This window comes from Microbulbifer variabilis ATCC 700307 (assembly GCF_000380565.1).
GTDB classification, from domain to species: Bacteria; Pseudomonadota; Gammaproteobacteria; order Pseudomonadales; family Cellvibrionaceae; genus Microbulbifer; species Microbulbifer variabilis.
In genome coordinates, this window is sequence record NZ_AQYJ01000025.1 from 13949 (window position 1) to 30616 (window position 16668).

Sequence of the window (16668 nt, forward strand, 5' to 3'; positions counted from 1 at the left end):
TTATTGGATTCTCAGCTCCAACATTATTCTCTATTATATGTCATATTAACTAACATATCTTTGAGCCCAGGCTCCAATAACATTGCCGACATATTCAGCATCTGATTTCTTCATAAGCAAGTGATCGGCTTTATCTAAGGAAATAAAACTTTTTGGATGGTGCGCAGCGCCAAATATTTTTGCAGCATGATCAATAGAGACAGTACTATCTAGTGGTGAATGCATAACTAGTAAGGCTTTCCTTAATTCCTTAAGGTTTACCAAGATGTCTGCTTCATTGATGTCATCGATAAACTGCTTTTTTAGTGTAAACTCTCGGCCAGCAAGCACCACTCTTGCCTGTCCTGTTTTATTGATGTTATCGAGCTCATCTTTAAACATATGCTGGATATGTTTAACATCACTTGGAGCGGCTATAGTAACAACAGCTTTGGCTGTCTTTAACATACCAGCAGCTTTTAATACGGCAGCACCACCAAAACTATGGCCAATTAGCAATTTGGGTGCTTCAAAGCGATTTTCAATTTCATTGTAAGCACTAAGCAAGTCCTCAACATTAGATGAAAAATTGGTATTGGAAAAATCTCCATCACTGTTGCCTAACCCAGTAAAATCAAATCTTAATACTGATATTCCTTTACTAGTTAATGATTTGCTAATAGCGCTCGCAGCAATGATATCTTTTGAGCATGTGAAACAATGAGCAAAAATTGCATAGGCCTTTGGATTCCCGGCGGAATTCTCTAATTTACCCTTTAATTCTACGCCGTCACGATTTGGAAAATTAAACTCCATAATGCTATCCAATATATGTTGATTATAAGGCATTCTAATCTTAACAAAGAAAAACCCCTCTCTATTATAGAAAGGGGTAAATGAGTAGGTGATAGTCTTCTATGTACCAATTGATACAAGATATGCCTGTTGCTTAGCTCGATAGAATATTCTTGCTTCATATAATCGATATCCGCTGATTTGAAGGCACTCTCACTATCTTTACCTGATCCAGTTAATATTTCCGAATCTCCAATAATGTGGCTAGCTAGAAACTGATCCTTCGCTCTCCATGGGCCAATAGAAAACCTCTATAAAAACATCAATAGAAGCTTTGTTATGCAGTACTTTTAAGAGTTGGGGTAGCTTTTAAAGTCTGCGGCTTTGAGCTTTCAAAAACATGTAGGAATGTTGTAGGGTTTGGGCGTCTCCGATAATTATCTGTCTCATCGCCAAATAGCACCTTACCCTCTTCATCTAAAGCTATCACTGTCGCCATAACCGTATCTTTAGGATACCCAGGCATTCCCACAGGGGAACCATCAATGTCTTCAATACCTAAAATTTTTGCTCCCTTCAGATCTTCATCTTGAAGAATTTCAAAGTGATTAGGCAAGTCAAGTTTCCGCGCAAGATTTTGTGAATTGTCGAAGCCCTGATTTGAAATAAATTTCACACTCACATCATATTGCTTCAACTTTTCAGCATACTTCTTTACCTCTTTTAACTGGTTCATACAGAATGGGCACCAGTTTGCTCGAAAGAAAACCAATAGCGTTTTGGTCCCACCAAAAGATGATGAAGAGACATCAGTTCCATCCAGTCGATTAAAATGCATTTCAGGCAGTTTCTGACCTTTTGATATAGCTTTGCTCTTTCCACGGTTGTAGTAGGAAAATGACCATATATACCAATGAAGAGACACAAAGCCCAGAGCAGTAATTGCAACAGAAACATATTGAAGCAAAGATAGTGGAGCCTGATTGAAATAAAGTGTATAGGCAACTAATGCAATACCTGCAAAGTTAATCACCTGAATAACCGGTAATCTTTCTGACGTTCTTGAAATACTGAACACATTTGTTATTACCATCAAGAAAAATGGTAAAGGCAAAGTTGCTAAAAGTGCCCCTATCCAAATCGGGTTGCCCCCAGACACATAGATCATGATGCCAGCCGCTATGCCACTTAGCATATTGGATAGAATCATTGGTAAGATAAGTTTTGTTTTCATTTCAAGCTCCTAAAGCATTTAGTTAATGTTCAAAACTTGTGATCTACCATAGTGCACAGTGTTAATTTGATAATCCTCTTAATTAGAGGAACAGAGTTTCCCAAATGGACACAATCGAGCTTACTCGATAGATCCATGGCCATAAATATCAGGACTTACATCAATATGTATCTAGGATTATATGAGGTTCCTGGGATATGTCTGCTTTCAATAGCTGACCTGATAAGAGGCGACCTCAGTTGTTTGCCCTGTGGGAGTAAGCTCCTTATGCGCGCTTTTGCCACCTGAGGGGACATATCTCTTGCATTGCATATCTGCTATGGGATGGCCAATAAGTCAAGCGATGAGATATTTGAAGCTACAGTAGTGAAAAAGAAATTATCAATATTGCTTTGACAACGATGATCCGCATGATAATCATGGGTTGACCCCCAATCTTATCCCTATTGAGGGAAAGACACCCCATTGTCCGCTCCAGCTACTTCAACTATTACATGGACCTACAAAGCCGCATTTGACTTTGCCAAAGTAATTAATGGTCGTATCGCTTTCTATCCGAATCAAGTGGTAACCAAAAAGGTTAATGCCTTATCATAATATTATAAATATTGGTGATTACACCGGTATAAGATAGACGGCTATTAGAACTGTACCGATCAATCCATATGACAGCTGGAATACAAGTATTCTACGGATTTCCTTGAAGGCTTAATGCGCCCTAAAGAAAGTAGAAACTTTGCCATTTGTTATACTTCCCTACCTTTCTGCTGGCACTTGTAGCGAAGGATCACCCCGCCCGATTTAAGGGTGTCCGCCCGCATGAGCTCGAAATTCTTCTGGATGGCGTCAGCTTTGAAGAGAGGTGAGCCTGCTCCAAGTACGATGGGTGCAAGACATATCCGGTATTCGTCTACCAAGCCCCTTGCGAGCAGAGTAGCCACAAGGTCTGCGCTTCCGAAAACGAAGATATCTCTCTTCCCTGTCTCCTTCTTCAGCTTGCTAACGTGTTCGACGGCCTCGCCTTTTAAAAGGCGAGTGTTTGACCAATCGGCGGTCTCAAGTGTGCGCGTGATGACAGCTTTCTCAAGTGAGTTCATCATGTCCGCAACCGCCCCGGTTTCATTCCGCCAATGACTGGCCATCCCCTCGTAGGTGCGACGTCCAAACAACAAGGTGCCGATTTCATCGCCCTGCTGAAGAGAGAAAGCTTCTAACTCGTCGCCCCACACGGTTCCGTGATGGTCCAGCGCCCAGGGCGTAGTGCCTTCAAAGTACCCGTCCAACGTCATCACATTCCAAACAACTAAACGCCTCATATCCTGTTTCTCCTAAACAAGCGCAAGCATAATCTTGAGCAACAATCGTAAAATGCAACCTTGAGATCGCGTGCAATCAACTGCAGCATAAAGTGCATAACCAATATTCAGCACGCCCGCGAGCAGACCGCCATTGAATACCGCTAACCCCTTTTTTTAAATGAGCAGATGAATCCTTCCCGTTGTAGCTGGATGATGTGTGGCGGGCACCCGTATTAGCCATATTCGTTGTGCCTCCGCCACCAATGATACGGCTGTGTCTGCTGAGTGCCGTCGGGAGCCTCTTCCCAGTTTTCCTGACGGCCGAGCGGTGTGATATCCAAAAGAGTCCACACCGTGCCAAGTGTTTCGACACCTCGGCCGTTAGTGAAATAGGTTCGATAGAGGTCCTCTCCATCGCGATAGAAAACGTTGATACCAAATCCGGTAGCCACATCGAAATCAGCGTTGAAGCTGTCCTTGGTTTCATACCAGGGGATTGCCCAACCCATACGTTTCCGGAATGCCTCTATCTCAACGATCGGTGCTTTTGAAACAAAGACGAGAGAGGTGTCTCGGGCATGCAGATGGGCAAGATGAGGGATCTGATCGGCGACCATGCAGCAGCCTTCGCACGGGCTGGGATCAGCGGGTTTCAACATATGGTGGTAAACGATTAGTTGTGAATGGTCATCGAACAAGTCAGCCAGAGTCGCAGTGCCTCCTGGACCCGCAAAGGCATAATTTTGTTCGATCTTCACCCAACCCGAATACCGTCGCTTTTCTGCCAGCCGGTCGTGCGCTCGGGTCAGCTCCTTTTCTGCTTTGCGGAGTTCAGCGAGTTCATCCTTCCAGGCCTCTGGTGACAGGATCTGCCGGACGACTCCGGAGATCTCCTTAGTTTTCCTGCTCTGAATTAAAGCCATAATCAGCTCCAGATCTTGAGTTAAGTTGAGAAGAGTACTTCCCCATGAACTCATACCTCCTCGGCCGCCGCCTCGATCGTGGCGATATCGATCTTACTCATGGACATCATCGCCTTAAAGGCACGCTTCGCCTTGTCACGATCAGAGTTCGTTGTCAGATCCAGAAGTTGTCTCGGTGTAATTTGCCACGAGTGGCCCCAGTGATCCTTGCACCAACCGCAGGCGCTTTCCTGCCCACCATTACTGATGATCGCCTCCCAGTAGCGGTCGGTTTCTTCCTGATTCCCGGTGATAACCATGAAACTAACCGATTCATTTGGTGTGAAACGCGGGCCGCCGTTCACGCCAATAAACTTGCGCCCGAGTACGGTGAATTCGACAGTCAGTTCACTGCCTTCCTGACCGCCGGGATAGTCTGTCACCGCTCGATTAACTCGGTCTACATGACTATCTGGAAAAGTTGCAGCGTAGAATTCTGCCGCCTTCTTTGCTTCGCCATAGTCAAACCACAGGCAGTTTACGAGTTCGGTCATATGTATTCTCCTATGTTTTGGACAGTTTGATTGTTTGCTCTAATAAAAATCTTTGGTATTTACAGTCATATCGCATCCTCCGTCGGATGCTCTGCAAACCATTCGACGATTTTGGGCATCTTCATCTCAAATGGTCCGCCAATGTAAACGTTGAGAACGCCGGTGCGTTGATTGCTACGGTTTTCAAAGTCGTGCTGGACGCCGGGGGGGATCAAAATGACAGTGCCTTTTTTTGCATCGCGCCACCGCTGGCCTACCAGGAAAGACATGGTGCCTTCCAACACATAAAACAGTTCGATCTCAGCCTCATGTGAGTGCGCGCCGAAGCCTTTGGTGTTCGGCTCAATCCACCATTCCGACACTGAGCATTGATTTGCGGTCTCTTCACCGTCAGCTTTGAAAATTGCTGCAATGCGCCCCATATCGTAACTGCGTCCGCGTTCAGGTTCGATAAAGATCCCTGCTCCTGTTGTATTAGTCATGAATGACGGCCTCCGTTCCTCCCGAAGAGGATGTTCTGTTACCTCACTCAGCATGAAAAATATTGTCTAGGACCGCTTAGCCAAATCAGCGCTATACCAAAGACCGCTCTGCACGATAGTGAGTCGTGGTATGTTCACCCATGCTTCGCTTTTATCGTTCCATAGCGCCTTTGCCAGCAATTATTTTTTCGCGGAACTTCGCTATTCTCGAAATGCGTGTAGCGGATTTCTTGGCTGAACTAAGGTTAAAGGTATAGCTTCGCTGACGCCCCGGCGTTAATGCATGAAACGCTTCTGCAAGCTCAGGATCTCCATCCATGGCTTCTACCAGCTCATCAGGGAGTTCGATATCGCGTTCTGCTCTTTGGGGCTTAATACCTGCTCTAGCGTATCCTTTCGCTTCCTCGATATAAGCCCGTATGATTGGTGCAAGCTTTTCCACCTGATCATTGGCCTTCAGGAGGATCATGTGCGGATACTGCGTATTCGCGCCTCGCTTTTGAAGAACACCCTCATGATCCTTCATCAGTGCAGCATTCATAAAGCTAATGAGGAATCCCTCTCGAAATGCCCCCAGGATGACAATATTTCGACCGGCAAATATATAGCAAGGCTGCCCCCACTTAACGGACTCTTCCAGATCCATGCTCAGGCAAATCCGTTGCAAATCCGTAAGGCCAGGTTTCCATTTCTGGGTTGAGCAATCGGACGTTGCGAAACGCTCACAACGTCCACAACCTTTTGAAAAATAATCTGCGATATCTGAAATCATGGCCATAATTGGTTGTCCCGCACGAGCAAAGTCGCACCCACTATCAAACTATCATTTTCCCGGAGTCCGATTTTGATGCCCCCTCCCCTACGGCTTCTGTCTTTGAACCCTCGTAATTCAGCATCCATGGCGTTCCATATTTATCCGTGAGTAAAGCAAAACGTTCAGCCCAAAATGTTTCGACGGGGGCCAAATCTATGGCTTTTGCTTCCTTTGAGAATACGTTATAGATACGATCAAATTCCCTGAGCGATTTAGGCGGAATAAAAATACGGAAACCTTGCGGTTTCTCGTACATTTCGCGGGAGTTATCAGAAGCCATCAGGGTGGCACTGCCCAGTGTCATGGCCATATTCATAACCATATCGTCGCCACCGGGCATTCTACTTTCGGGGTTGGGCGCATCTGCATTTAGGAGGGTGCCCCAGATCTTGCCACCGAGTGTCTCGGCATAATGCGTCATCGCCTCAAGGCAGTTTCCATTGAATGTCAGGTAAATGATGGGTTGCATAACTATCGAGCTCCTTTCGCTATTGTCTCAACGTCAGCTTCTGCGTTTTGATTCCATCTAAACTTGAAGTCTTATAAAGGGGGCGGACTTCAATTTCATATGCACCTTCCATAGGGTTTGGACACCGAGCTGCCCATACCATCGCTTCTTCAATATCACGTACTTCCCAAAGCCATAAACCTGATACGAGTTGCTCGAATTCCGGGAATGGACCATCAACTACTGATATTGCACTCCCATCAGATACAAGACGCTTCCCTTCTGCCGTGGGCTTGAGGCCTACCGCTATGCGTCGGATATCGGCGTCGAGAAGTTCTTCATTAAAGCGGTCCATCGCATTACAAACAGCCTGTGAGGGCAATTTGCCTGCCTCACTTGCCGCCGTAGCTTTGATCAGTACCATAACCAGCATTCAAAATTTCCTTTCATTTACGCCAACATGAATTTGGGCTGCCGGCGCTAATCTTATTGAAGGGAGAAATCTCCAGTGGTGATACTTCCATCCCGCATATAGGTCACACAAATAGTGCCACTGTCTGTCATCGTAGATTGTTGTACATGGAACCCAATAGGGATTACACCGGCACCAAAGAGGCGCTTTCCTTTGCCCAGAATCAAAGGAAAAATCAGCAATTTAAACTGATCAACCAGGTCTGCTTTGAGTAGAGTCTGGATAAAGTCAGCACTGCCCGGTACCAGTAAGTCAGGACCATTGCTGGCCTTGATTTCACGAAGTCGTGCTACCGGGTCATTACCCAGCCATTCGCTGCCTTCCCAGGTAAATTCGGGTTTCGTGCGTGAAGCGACATACCGTGTTGTGCCATCGATTTTTTTAGCCATCTGGATTTCGCCATCATCAACGCCTTCTGGTGGAGGATCAGCAGCTACTTTTGGCCAATAGGCAGCAAAAATATCGTAAGTCCGATGGCCAAGCAGCAGCTCGAATGGGGATGCGAACACATCCCCCATAAATTTACCTACACCTTCATCGAAATAGGACGCCACCCATCCACCATGCTCAAAGCCCCCTGAAGTGTCCTCCTCTGGACCACCGGGAGCCTGCATCACGCCATCCAGACTAACAAACGTGTTTACAATGATTTTTCGCACACAGTTCTTCCTTGGTGATTTTGTTGATCAAAATGGCGTCGCAAGTTGTGCTTAGGCTATTGCTTTCAATCACCATTGAGACTTGAAGAGATAGGTTATTGATCTTCTTTATTCGACTTCCACCCTTGTTGCTTCCAGGTAAGCGGCGAGATTAGAAAGAGCGCACTGCCATCCATTGCGTGTTCCGTCGATCATTCCCAAACCGACCAGAGAGGCGATCTGTATCGTCACCTGGAGTTCAGTCGCGCGCTTATTTTCGCTAATCGCCACGGTGATCAGAGAGGCACTCAATAAAGAGTCGTCTGTATATACACGCTCGGTAAAAAGCAGGCGATGCGGCCTACGGATGTCGTAGTAGTGTGTTTCGACCCGGAATTGCAGATCATTCTTTTGGCCGCACCGATGTACGTCAAGGCCTCCGGCGCGAAAGTCGTTTTGAAGAAACTCGATTGCCTCATCCTTAGAGGGTGCCCCCCATAATGAGCGGGTTTTTGGGTTTTCCCATGCTGAAAAAACCTGCTCTGCCGGTGCTTTGATTGTTTTGCTGATGGATATGGTGTCGTGCGATAACTGTTGGCTCATGTTAGCCCCTTTGCTTAATAGCGGTTCCCAGGCTACCGACTAATAGTTAGCTGATTGGATAACTATAAAAAGCAATAACAGTTAGGTCAATGGATAACTTACTAGTGGCGCAAAAGAGTAAGAGAATTGACCTCTATCTGCTCAAAGTGAAGCGCAACGACATAACAACTATGATCGGCAATGTCATAATGGGGTGCGATATGTGAACCGATCACGCCCTTTATTTCTTTAACAGAAGATCAAGTAGCCGGCTATTGGGATGGAGGGATGACCTACAGCCTTGTAATGTGGCACCCTGTATCTTTATCGTACTCAATCATCCTGTCCTTCAGCGCCAAGTGCTTCGACAAAGCTCGCCATTCGTGCCATTCGGCCTTCCCACTGGGCCGTCTGTTTATTAATCCAAGTTTCTGCAGCTGTCAGTTGCTTCGGCTTGATCTCGCAGGTTCGTACGCGGCCAATTTTCTTGGATCGGATCAAACCCGCATCCTCCAGCACACCAATGTGCTTCATGAATGAAGGTAGTGCCATTTCAAACGGTTTAGCGAGCTCGGTGATCGATGCCGGTCCGCTGGTCAGGTGCTGAATGACAGCGCGGCGCGTTGGATCTGCTAAGGCTTGGAAGACTGTATTCAGATTTTCGTGATTGTTACCCATTCGACTAAGTATATAGGTGTAAAATCGTTAAGCAATGGCCGCAGTTTGGTAATGCCCGTTAAAATCACCCTAATAAAAGTGCTTCATCCCATCCCTATACCAGCCGTTATTTGGATGCACCGTTGTGGAAATAGAATTACTGCAGGAAAAAGCTGACATACCGATAGCAACCCGGATCACCTTATCGATCAAGGCAATGAAAACTTTTCAGGTTCATCAGTGAAAAGCTTATGGCCAGTATGTTCAAGCCTGCCATCCAGTCAGTCATCAAGAGGACCTATGCCTTGTTTGGCCAGTTCTGCTATGCCGGCTTTCATGGCTTCTAGCGCTTCCTTAGGATGGCCCTGCCATTCCTTCACCTCGCCGATAACGCGTAAAGGTTTATGAGACCGGAATGACTTTGTAGGGTTACCGGGAAACCTTTTATTGGTCACATTGGGGTCGTCTTCGATTGGACCCGTCGCCTCGACGATGTAAATCCGTTCTGGCCCGTCACCCAGCGCTAGTTCCGCTCCCCAAACCGCAGCATCAAGTGTTCGCGCGAGGTAAATATGGCCGAGCGCCTTTTTGCCGAAATTCGGATTACCTCCCGGCATAAGCATATCTCCCATTTCGAGGTCCGCGCGCGTTCCGTGATAGTAAGTCCATTCACGGACTTCCGATTTAACTCGTACCCGCCCTTTCGATCGATGTGACATATAAGGGTGGCGTGGTGCACTCTCAACTAAAAGCTCGGTCGCATCCTCTATATCACCTTCCGTCTCCACGATATACACTTTCGGTGGTCCATTGCCTTCGGCGAGTTCTGCGGCCCATATGGCTGCATCCAAATTGGGCGACATGTAGGTATGCAAGGTCTCAACATTGTCACCTGCTATGCCAAATGGGCCGCCGGGCGTGACAACATCTCCTGGGCTGAGATTTTTTCGGGAGCCGTGGTAAAACTCCTTCATGCCAGAATGAACCGTATGGCTCTCTGATTCGCTGCTTGGCTGTTTATCATTCATGCTTAAGGAACCTCCATGTATTTTGAACTGGTCATGATTGGCCTAAGATCATGAGCCACCAAATTTCGATTACGCCCTGGGCAACCGCTTAAGACATTTGGGAGACTGTAATAATCCTCTCTTCGAGATAAGAGGTTGGTCCTGTTTATGAACGCCTAACCTGACCGGTTTTCCGTCAATCTAGTCATATTTTGAAAATCGTCTTTACCGGCGCTTTCGAGAGCAGCAATATCGGCATTTTTATTTCCATCATGGTTTGTTGGCCACATCCCCTGCTTTCCTGTCGGGCAACGTGAGCTCTTAAATCAGTACTCCCGGGGCAAAATGATTGCCAGGGGCTGAAACACTGATGAGTGCGCTATCTGAGGTACAACTGAGTTGCCATATTGATTATAGTTAGCCTACAGGGTAACTATAGTGGATAACAAAATTAGGTCAACATGTCACTATTTACGGCCGAATATAGGAGGATAAGCCCCAAGTAGCCATGATATCTCTGGAGCGCAGTAAAGATATGTTTTAGTGTTAACAGAAAGCAGGCCCCCCCCCTGATAAAAAGAACAAGGTATCATCGTGATCGATTTTTCCTATCAAGCGAATGTTCGAACCAAACCTATCTCCTACACGGTCAGGGCAACACCGGAAGCGGTCTTTACTGCCTGGGTTACGCCGAGCATGGTTGAAAAATGGTGGGGCCCCGACGGTTTCACTACGCGCGTGCTCAATCTCACGGCAGAGGTTGGCGGGAGTTTTGCTTTTGAGATGACAGCTCCAGACGGCAGCTCTTGCGTAATGTCTGGAGTATATCGTTGCGTCGACAGACCGAAGTTACTGAGCTTTGAGGTCCATGAACATTGCAATCTCAGCTTGCCACATGGCACAGAACCGCAAAAGAATTCGTCATTGGTCGAAGTTGTGTTCAGAAGCAGTGAACTTGGCACTGTCGTTTCGCTTACGCATACACTTCTTAACCCTGACTACGCAGAGTTGGCGGTGGTCAGCTGGGCCCAATCACTTCGAAGTATGGACGCCCAATTTTCCGGATCGGTAAATCTGATCTGAGATGGCAAGGTATATTGATGGCAGTCATGAGTCTGTACACAACTTACCACGCTCACTAATTCTTAGACTAAACGCAAGTCAGCGTACTGCAGTGGTCAGTTTACATAATTGTTCAGCCGTTCTTACTTTCCATCCCTACGGCTGGAATTAAGGTTGGCTGTCTCTCAGCACATTGAACAGAACTAATAGCTTTGACTTCTTAGTGAGTAGCTAGCATCAGACTCAACTTAATTGCTTTCAAGTATTAGAAAGAGCATTAAAAGCCGGTATTGAAAGGCCAGCACTATAACCACCATCTACATTAATGGCTTGACCATTTATAAATCCACAGTCACTTGCTGCTAAGAAGTGTATAAGCGCTGCGATTTCTTCAGGTTTTGCTATGCGTTGCAAAGGAACCGCGGTTTTTTCCATTGCAAGCTGTTGCTTCCCTCCTCTTGCATGAGCCATTGGTGTATCAACTGAAGTAGGGCATACTGCATTAACTCTAATATTCCTGTCTCCCAATTCGAGCGCTGCCGTTTTGGTAATACCAATGATCGCCGACTTTGAAGCAACATATGGCCCCAAATAAGGTACTCCTGATATTCCGGCAACTGACGCGATATTAATAATTGCCCCACCTTTTTTCATATATGGCGCGGAATACTTAATACTATAGAAAACCCCTAAAGTATTAACCTTAAAATTCTTCATAAAATAGCTATAACTACTATTGCATAGTGAACCGTAGCCCTCATTAATTCCTGCGCAATTAACTACGATATCAATCCTCCCATATTTCTTTTCTGTCATTTTCATTAGCTCTTCAACTTGGGGCTCTATAGAAACATCTGTTTGTATATAATGCCCTCCCCCAACCTCCTGCAATACTTCTTCTCCTCTTCTGCGTGCTGCAATAACAATTGTTGCGCCTGCCAAATAAAAACGTTTTGCTGTGCTCAAACCTATCCCAGAGCTTCCTCCCGTAATAACAGCAACTTTATTCTCCAAGCTAAAAAAATTACTCATAATGTTTGGGTCCTACCAAAATAAAATTTCAGACACATTAATCGAGAGCAGCTCGAATATATATGTTCAGTATTATTGATCAAGCAGAAATTCTGAGGTGCCTCTTAATTAAATTCATTTGAAAAATAAGTGGTTGACCTATCATATGCCAATAAGCTTCACGTATTAAACTAAGTGCATTCAAGTCTGGCCCTGTGTGACTTAGCGAATCACCTCAATTGACATAACCCTATAACGATGATGGCAATATAGGGCTGACTATAAAATTGGTTCACATTAAGAAGCATTTGGCTCTATGCTTTTGGGAATTTATTGCAATTTTATATTGCGATTCATAATATCTGGTGAGGCTTAATGCCGGACTGAAAAATAAAACGACAACACGAACCACCTATAAATATTAAACATTATTAGAATAATGTGGAGAGGACCTATGAGAAGTTATTTAATATCCATTTTTTGTTTGCTGTTAACGTTACCTCTTTATTTGCCGGCAGATGACGGTAGAAAATATCGTTTGATGGAGGAAATCAATTCCGATCAGGTAGATTTCAAAGATTCTCAGAAAAATAGAAAATCAATAGTAAAAAGAGGAAGGTTTAATGGTGAGTTGCGAAAAATAGTAACTGGTGATGAGTTGGAGGTTCTCATAGATGGTAAGTTATCACGATTTAAAACCAAGAATGTTAATAGGAAAAAAAATAGAATCTCTTTTGCTGCATTTGGTCAGAGGAAAGGGGATTTTGTAACGATTGCCGAGAATAATGGTAATGTTGTAGGGTCTATACAAATGTCCGGAAAGCTATACAAAGTTAGGCCGGGTGAAGGTAATACTACAGATATCATAGAGGTGCCTACCGCTACCCTGATTGATCACGATATTAATTATTACGAAGATTTCCCCATGGATGTAGGCGAAAGACCTTCAAATATTGATTCTAGCTTGGGGTCTTTGGATTCAGCCGAAAAAATTACTGTTATTGTCGCATATACCAGTAATTTTGAGAGTGACGCTGGTGATGTTGTCGCTTATATGGATCTATTGGAAGAGGAAACAAATATTTCCTTCTTAAATAGTAATGTAAATACATCCGTTGAAATTGTACACTCATACAAAACAAGTTATGAAGGTAGTGGTGACTTTTATGTTGATAGAGATTTTTTCTCTAACTCAGAAAACCCAGAAACATCTGAGTTACTTCGCCTGAGAGAAACATATAAGGCGGACATCATGATGGTATTGACCGGGAATTCTGGTTATTTCTATTGTGGCGTAGCCAGAGAGATTGGTGCAACCGAATCTACAGCTTTAGCCTTAGCCAGAGAAGGATGTGCAGCTGGATACTTCAGCTTTGCACATGAGATTGGCCATCTATTCGGAGCAAGGCATATTATAACACGTGACCCCAGCATGGAGCCTTTTTCATATGGCCACGGATATTGCAACTCTACGCCATCTACATGGAGAACAGTAATGGCTTATGGTTGCCCATCAAATACTGGAGGTCCAAGGATCCAGCAGTGGTCTAATCCAGGTGTATTTATCAATGGTGAAACCACTGGTTCTATTAATGTGGAAGATAATGCCCGGGTTTTAAATGAACGAGCATTAGAAGTTGCTAACTTCAGGGTATCTGAGGCTTCTGAGTAATATCTAAAGCGTTCAAAGTTATTTTCGCGGGTAGTTTGACAGCTCGGTTTGTATTTTCAATGAGAACTGAGCTGTCATATCCTACCCTCTCCTATCCCACCTGAGCTGGATGGAGATAAGCATCACTCAGAGAAAATTACTGCATATACATTGACCATATCAATCAATTCCAATCGAAAGCAGATTTTAGATAAGATAAAGCCCATTGACCAACGTCATTTCTGATATCACGATTCGAGCTCGGGTCCTTGATGAGAACCACCGGTATCCAAGGGACGGGATAGGCGTATTCGAATCTGTTTCTCAATCTCGATAATTGCAAACAGCGCAACACCTACACTAACGATAAGTATCCCATCCTGTAGAGATACGGCTTCGGTGGAGAAGATGCCTTGCAAAGGCGTGAAGTAGGTGATGGCGAACTGACCTATGGTAACTACGATCACCGCTAACCATATGACCCTGGTTCCGCATACCGCTTTCCATGTTAAGGAAGTACCGTACATATTGCGGATAAAGAAAAGGTGGAATATTTCCATTACCACCAGTGTATTCATTGCCATAGTACGAGCTAGGTCGAGGGAATACTGCCGCTCAATTGCATAGGTGTAGACCCCGAATACGCCGCAAAGAAACAGGATGCTCACCAGTGCGATATGCCATATCAGTACGCCTGTGAGCAGTGGCTGGCTGCGAGGACGAGGTGGGCGGCACATGGTATTTTCTTCGGTCGGCTCGAAAGCGAGGGCAATACCGAGAGTGACCGCAGTGATAAGGTTCACCCACAGAATCTGAACAGGTGTTATCGGCAGCACCATACCAAACATCAGCGCCACAATAATGGTTGAGGCCTCCCCAGCGTTGGTTGGAAGGGTCCAACTGATTACCTTTTTGATATTGTCATAAACCGTACGCCCCTCACGTATGGCGGCGTCAATTGAAGCGAAATTGTCATCGGCCAACACCATTTCCGCAGCTTCCTTGGCTGCCTCGCTCCCTTTTTTGCCCATCGCAATGCCGACTTCGGCACGCTTCAGTGCGGGCGCATCGTTAACACCATCACCGGTCATGGCAACGGTCATTCCGTGGGCCTGCAGGGCAGTTACCAGTCGCAATTTGTGTTCGGGACTGGTGCGGGCAAAGATGTCGACGTTCAACACTTCTGTTCCCAGTACCGTATCGTCGAGATTATCAATATCCACACCGGTCAGCGCATTTTCAGTGTTTTGCAGGCCTATCTGTTGCCCAATAGCTATGGCGGTCGCCTTGTGGTCACCAGTGATCATCTTCACTCGGATACCGGCCCCTTGGCATTCCGCTACTGCCAGAATCGCCTCCTGGCGGGGTGGGTCAATCAAGCCAACCAGGCCGAGAAAGATCAGCGCATTATCCAGGTCAGTTTGTTCCAATACGGTATGTTCAGGTTTTACGGGCTTGGTGGCCAAGGCCAGCACCCGATAGCCTTGTGCTGCAAGTTCGTTTACCCATTCCTGCCAATAAGCCTCATTCAGCGGAGCAGTGCCTCCCTCAGCGGTACGACTGCTTTCACACATCCCCAGAATCTGTTCTGGTGCCCCTTTAACAGCGATTAGCGCATGGTTTTCATGGTTATGGTCCAGGGTGGCCATGAACTTGTGTGCGGAATCAAAGGGAATGATATCTGTGCGAGTCCATTGATGGCGCGCCTCCCCGCCATCCATTCCTGCCTTGGCAGCAAACGCCAGAAGCGCACCCTCCATAGGGTCACCTTCAACAGTCCAGACACCTTCGAGTTTTCTAAGCTCTGCGTCGTTACATAGGGTTGCTACGCGGGCCAACTCGAGCAAAGGCGAAGGGCCTGATATGGAGGTCGGACTATTCTCGTTTGAGATATCCCCTAGTGGCTCATAACCAACGCCCTCTACGGTATACCGGTGCTGAAGCGTGATCACCGATACGATGTTCATCTCGTTGCGTGTAAGGGTTCCGGTTTTATCTGTGCAGATCACCGAAACCGAGCCCAACGTCTCAATGGCTGGAAGACGGCGGACAATGGCATTTCGTCTCGCCATGGCCTGCACGCCAACTGCCAGCGTAATGGTCAATACTGCCGGCAGGCCCGCCGGTATGGCTGCCACCGATAGACTCACGACGGCCATAAACAATTCGGAAAAATCGTGATGTAAAACAAATAGCCCGAAGGCGAAGATGAGCGCGGCAACTGCCAGGATAAAGAATGCGAGCCATTTAGCGAATATTCCCATCTGCTCCACTAATGGGGTTGTCAGGGTTTCGACCCTGGCAAGCATACTGCTGATACGCCCGACTTCAGTTTGGGCTCCGGTCGCTACTACCACGCCCATGCCCTGCCCGCTGGTAACATTGGTACCGCTGTAGGCCAAACAGGTACGATCACCTAGTGCAGTTTCGATGCCAACCGGATTGGTTCGTTTTTCTACGGCAAGAGACTCCCCTGTCAGTATTGCCTCCTGGATCTGCAAACCGTGAGTCTTCAACAGCCGAAGATCCGCTGGTACTTTATCACCAGCTTCAAGTAATACTATGTCGCCGGGAACCAGCTTCTCGCTATCAACGGTATATCTCTGGTTACCACGCAATACCCCAGCCCGCGGTGCCAGCATATGCCGGATAGCATCCATCGCCTTTTCAGCCTTGCCTTCCTGAATAAAGCCGATAATGGCATTGACGACAACCACGGCGAGAATTACCCCGGTATCCACCCAGTGTTGAAGCAGGCTGGTGATAAACGCAGCCCCCAGAAGAACGTAGATCAGTATATTGTCGAAGTGCGAGAAAAAACGTCGCAGCAGCCCCTTCCTCGGTAGTGCTGGCAAGCGATTGGCCCCATAGATTTTGAGCCTTGCGAGTGCTTCACTTTCGCTAATACCTGCTGAAGTCGTCTTCAGTTCGGAAAGGACTTCATTTTGTGGCAACGCATGCCAATTCTTCTCAGGTCTCATCTCGAATCCCTGGTGGATTCCATTTTATCTCCGGCTGAGAATAGCAATAACCTGAAGCCTTCTGGGGTGTGCAACATACAGGATGCATGAGCTAGAGTTGT

16 protein-coding genes and 2 pseudogenes are annotated in these 16668 nt (G+C 46.3%); 2 read left to right on the forward strand and 16 right to left on the reverse strand.

Going from position 1 to position 16668, the window contains the following annotated elements; translation table 11 throughout:
• Positions 1-45: 45 nt before the first annotated feature.
• The 14 genes and pseudogenes from G367_RS0108815 to G367_RS26775 all read right to left on the reverse strand — a co-directional run.
• A complete protein-coding gene (locus tag G367_RS0108815; protein WP_040628594.1) occupies positions 46-795 on the reverse strand; it encodes an alpha/beta hydrolase family protein in 750 nt (249 codons plus the stop codon).
• 316 nt (positions 796-1111) lie between these two features.
• Positions 1112-2008: a peroxiredoxin family protein gene (locus tag G367_RS24995; protein ID WP_020412757.1), complete on the reverse strand. Its 897-nt coding sequence runs from the start codon at positions 2006-2008 to the stop codon at positions 1112-1114.
• A 746-nt stretch (positions 2009-2754) separates the two neighbouring features.
• Positions 2755-3324, reverse strand: a complete 570-nt coding sequence (locus G367_RS0108825; protein WP_020412758.1) for a dihydrofolate reductase family protein — start codon at positions 3322-3324, stop codon at positions 2755-2757.
• A gap of 215 nt (positions 3325-3539) precedes the next feature.
• Positions 3540-4229: a DUF899 domain-containing protein gene (locus G367_RS0108830; protein WP_051089496.1), complete on the reverse strand. Its 690-nt coding sequence runs from the start codon at positions 4227-4229 to the stop codon at positions 3540-3542.
• Positions 4230-4279: 50 nt separating this feature from the next.
• Positions 4280-4762 carry a VOC family protein gene (locus G367_RS0108835; protein ID WP_020412760.1) on the reverse strand — a complete coding sequence of 161 codons (483 nt, stop codon included), beginning with the start codon at positions 4760-4762 and terminating at the stop codon, positions 4280-4282.
• 65 nt (positions 4763-4827) lie between these two features.
• The gene (locus G367_RS0108840; RefSeq protein WP_020412761.1) at positions 4828-5244 is read right to left on the reverse strand and encodes a cupin domain-containing protein; all 417 of its coding nucleotides are present in this window, start codon (positions 5242-5244) and stop codon (positions 4828-4830) included.
• Between the two features lie 151 nt (positions 5245-5395).
• Entirely contained in the window at positions 5396-6022 is a 627-nt protein-coding gene (locus G367_RS0108845; RefSeq protein WP_020412762.1) for a YdeI/OmpD-associated family protein, read from the reverse strand.
• Between the two features lie 37 nt (positions 6023-6059).
• On the reverse strand, positions 6060-6527 hold the full coding sequence (locus G367_RS0108850; RefSeq protein WP_020412763.1) for a VOC family protein: 468 nt from the start codon (positions 6525-6527) through the stop codon (positions 6060-6062).
• 19 nt (positions 6528-6546) lie between these two features.
• Positions 6547-6939 carry a YciI family protein gene (locus tag G367_RS0108855; RefSeq protein ID WP_020412764.1) on the reverse strand — a complete coding sequence of 131 codons (393 nt, stop codon included), beginning with the start codon at positions 6937-6939 and terminating at the stop codon, positions 6547-6549.
• 53 nt (positions 6940-6992) lie between these two features.
• A complete protein-coding gene (locus tag G367_RS0108860) occupies positions 6993-7637 on the reverse strand; it encodes a dihydrofolate reductase family protein (RefSeq protein WP_020412765.1) in 645 nt (214 codons plus the stop codon).
• Positions 7638-7745: 108 nt separating this feature from the next.
• Positions 7746-8219: an SRPBCC family protein gene (locus G367_RS0108865; protein WP_020412766.1), complete on the reverse strand. Its 474-nt coding sequence runs from the start codon at positions 8217-8219 to the stop codon at positions 7746-7748.
• 312 nt (positions 8220-8531) lie between these two features.
• Positions 8532-8876 carry an ArsR/SmtB family transcription factor gene (locus tag G367_RS0108875; protein ID WP_020412768.1) on the reverse strand — a complete coding sequence of 115 codons (345 nt, stop codon included), beginning with the start codon at positions 8874-8876 and terminating at the stop codon, positions 8532-8534.
• Between the two features lie 260 nt (positions 8877-9136).
• A pseudogene (arr, locus tag G367_RS26620) lies at positions 9137-9517 on the reverse strand (NAD(+)--rifampin ADP-ribosyltransferase); the annotation flags it as partial.
• Positions 9518-9532: 15 nt separating this feature from the next.
• Positions 9533-9883 (reverse strand): annotated as a pseudogene (locus G367_RS26775) (NAD(+)--rifampin ADP-ribosyltransferase); the annotation flags it as partial.
• A 573-nt stretch (positions 9884-10456) separates the two neighbouring features.
• Between G367_RS26775 and G367_RS25005 the strand changes: the two are divergent.
• Positions 10457-10945 carry an SRPBCC family protein gene (locus tag G367_RS25005; RefSeq protein ID WP_020412771.1) on the forward strand — a complete coding sequence of 163 codons (489 nt, stop codon included), beginning with the start codon at positions 10457-10459 and terminating at the stop codon, positions 10943-10945.
• 237 nt (positions 10946-11182) lie between these two features.
• Here the strand turns inward: G367_RS25005 and G367_RS0108895 are convergent, their stop codons facing one another.
• Entirely contained in the window at positions 11183-11956 is a 774-nt protein-coding gene (locus tag G367_RS0108895; protein ID WP_020412772.1) for an SDR family NAD(P)-dependent oxidoreductase, read from the reverse strand.
• 433 nt (positions 11957-12389) lie between these two features.
• On the opposite strand from G367_RS0108895, the gene G367_RS25010 reads away from it, so the two are divergent.
• Positions 12390-13607, forward strand: a complete 1218-nt coding sequence (locus tag G367_RS25010) for a M12 family metallo-peptidase (RefSeq protein WP_169337102.1) — start codon at positions 12390-12392, stop codon at positions 13605-13607.
• 227 nt (positions 13608-13834) lie between these two features.
• Here the strand turns inward: G367_RS25010 and G367_RS0108905 are convergent, their stop codons facing one another.
• Positions 13835-16567 (reverse strand): cation-transporting P-type ATPase, encoded by a 2733-nt coding sequence (locus tag G367_RS0108905; RefSeq protein ID WP_020412774.1) that lies wholly within the window; start codon positions 16565-16567, stop codon positions 13835-13837.
• Positions 16568-16668: the final 101 nt, after the last annotated feature.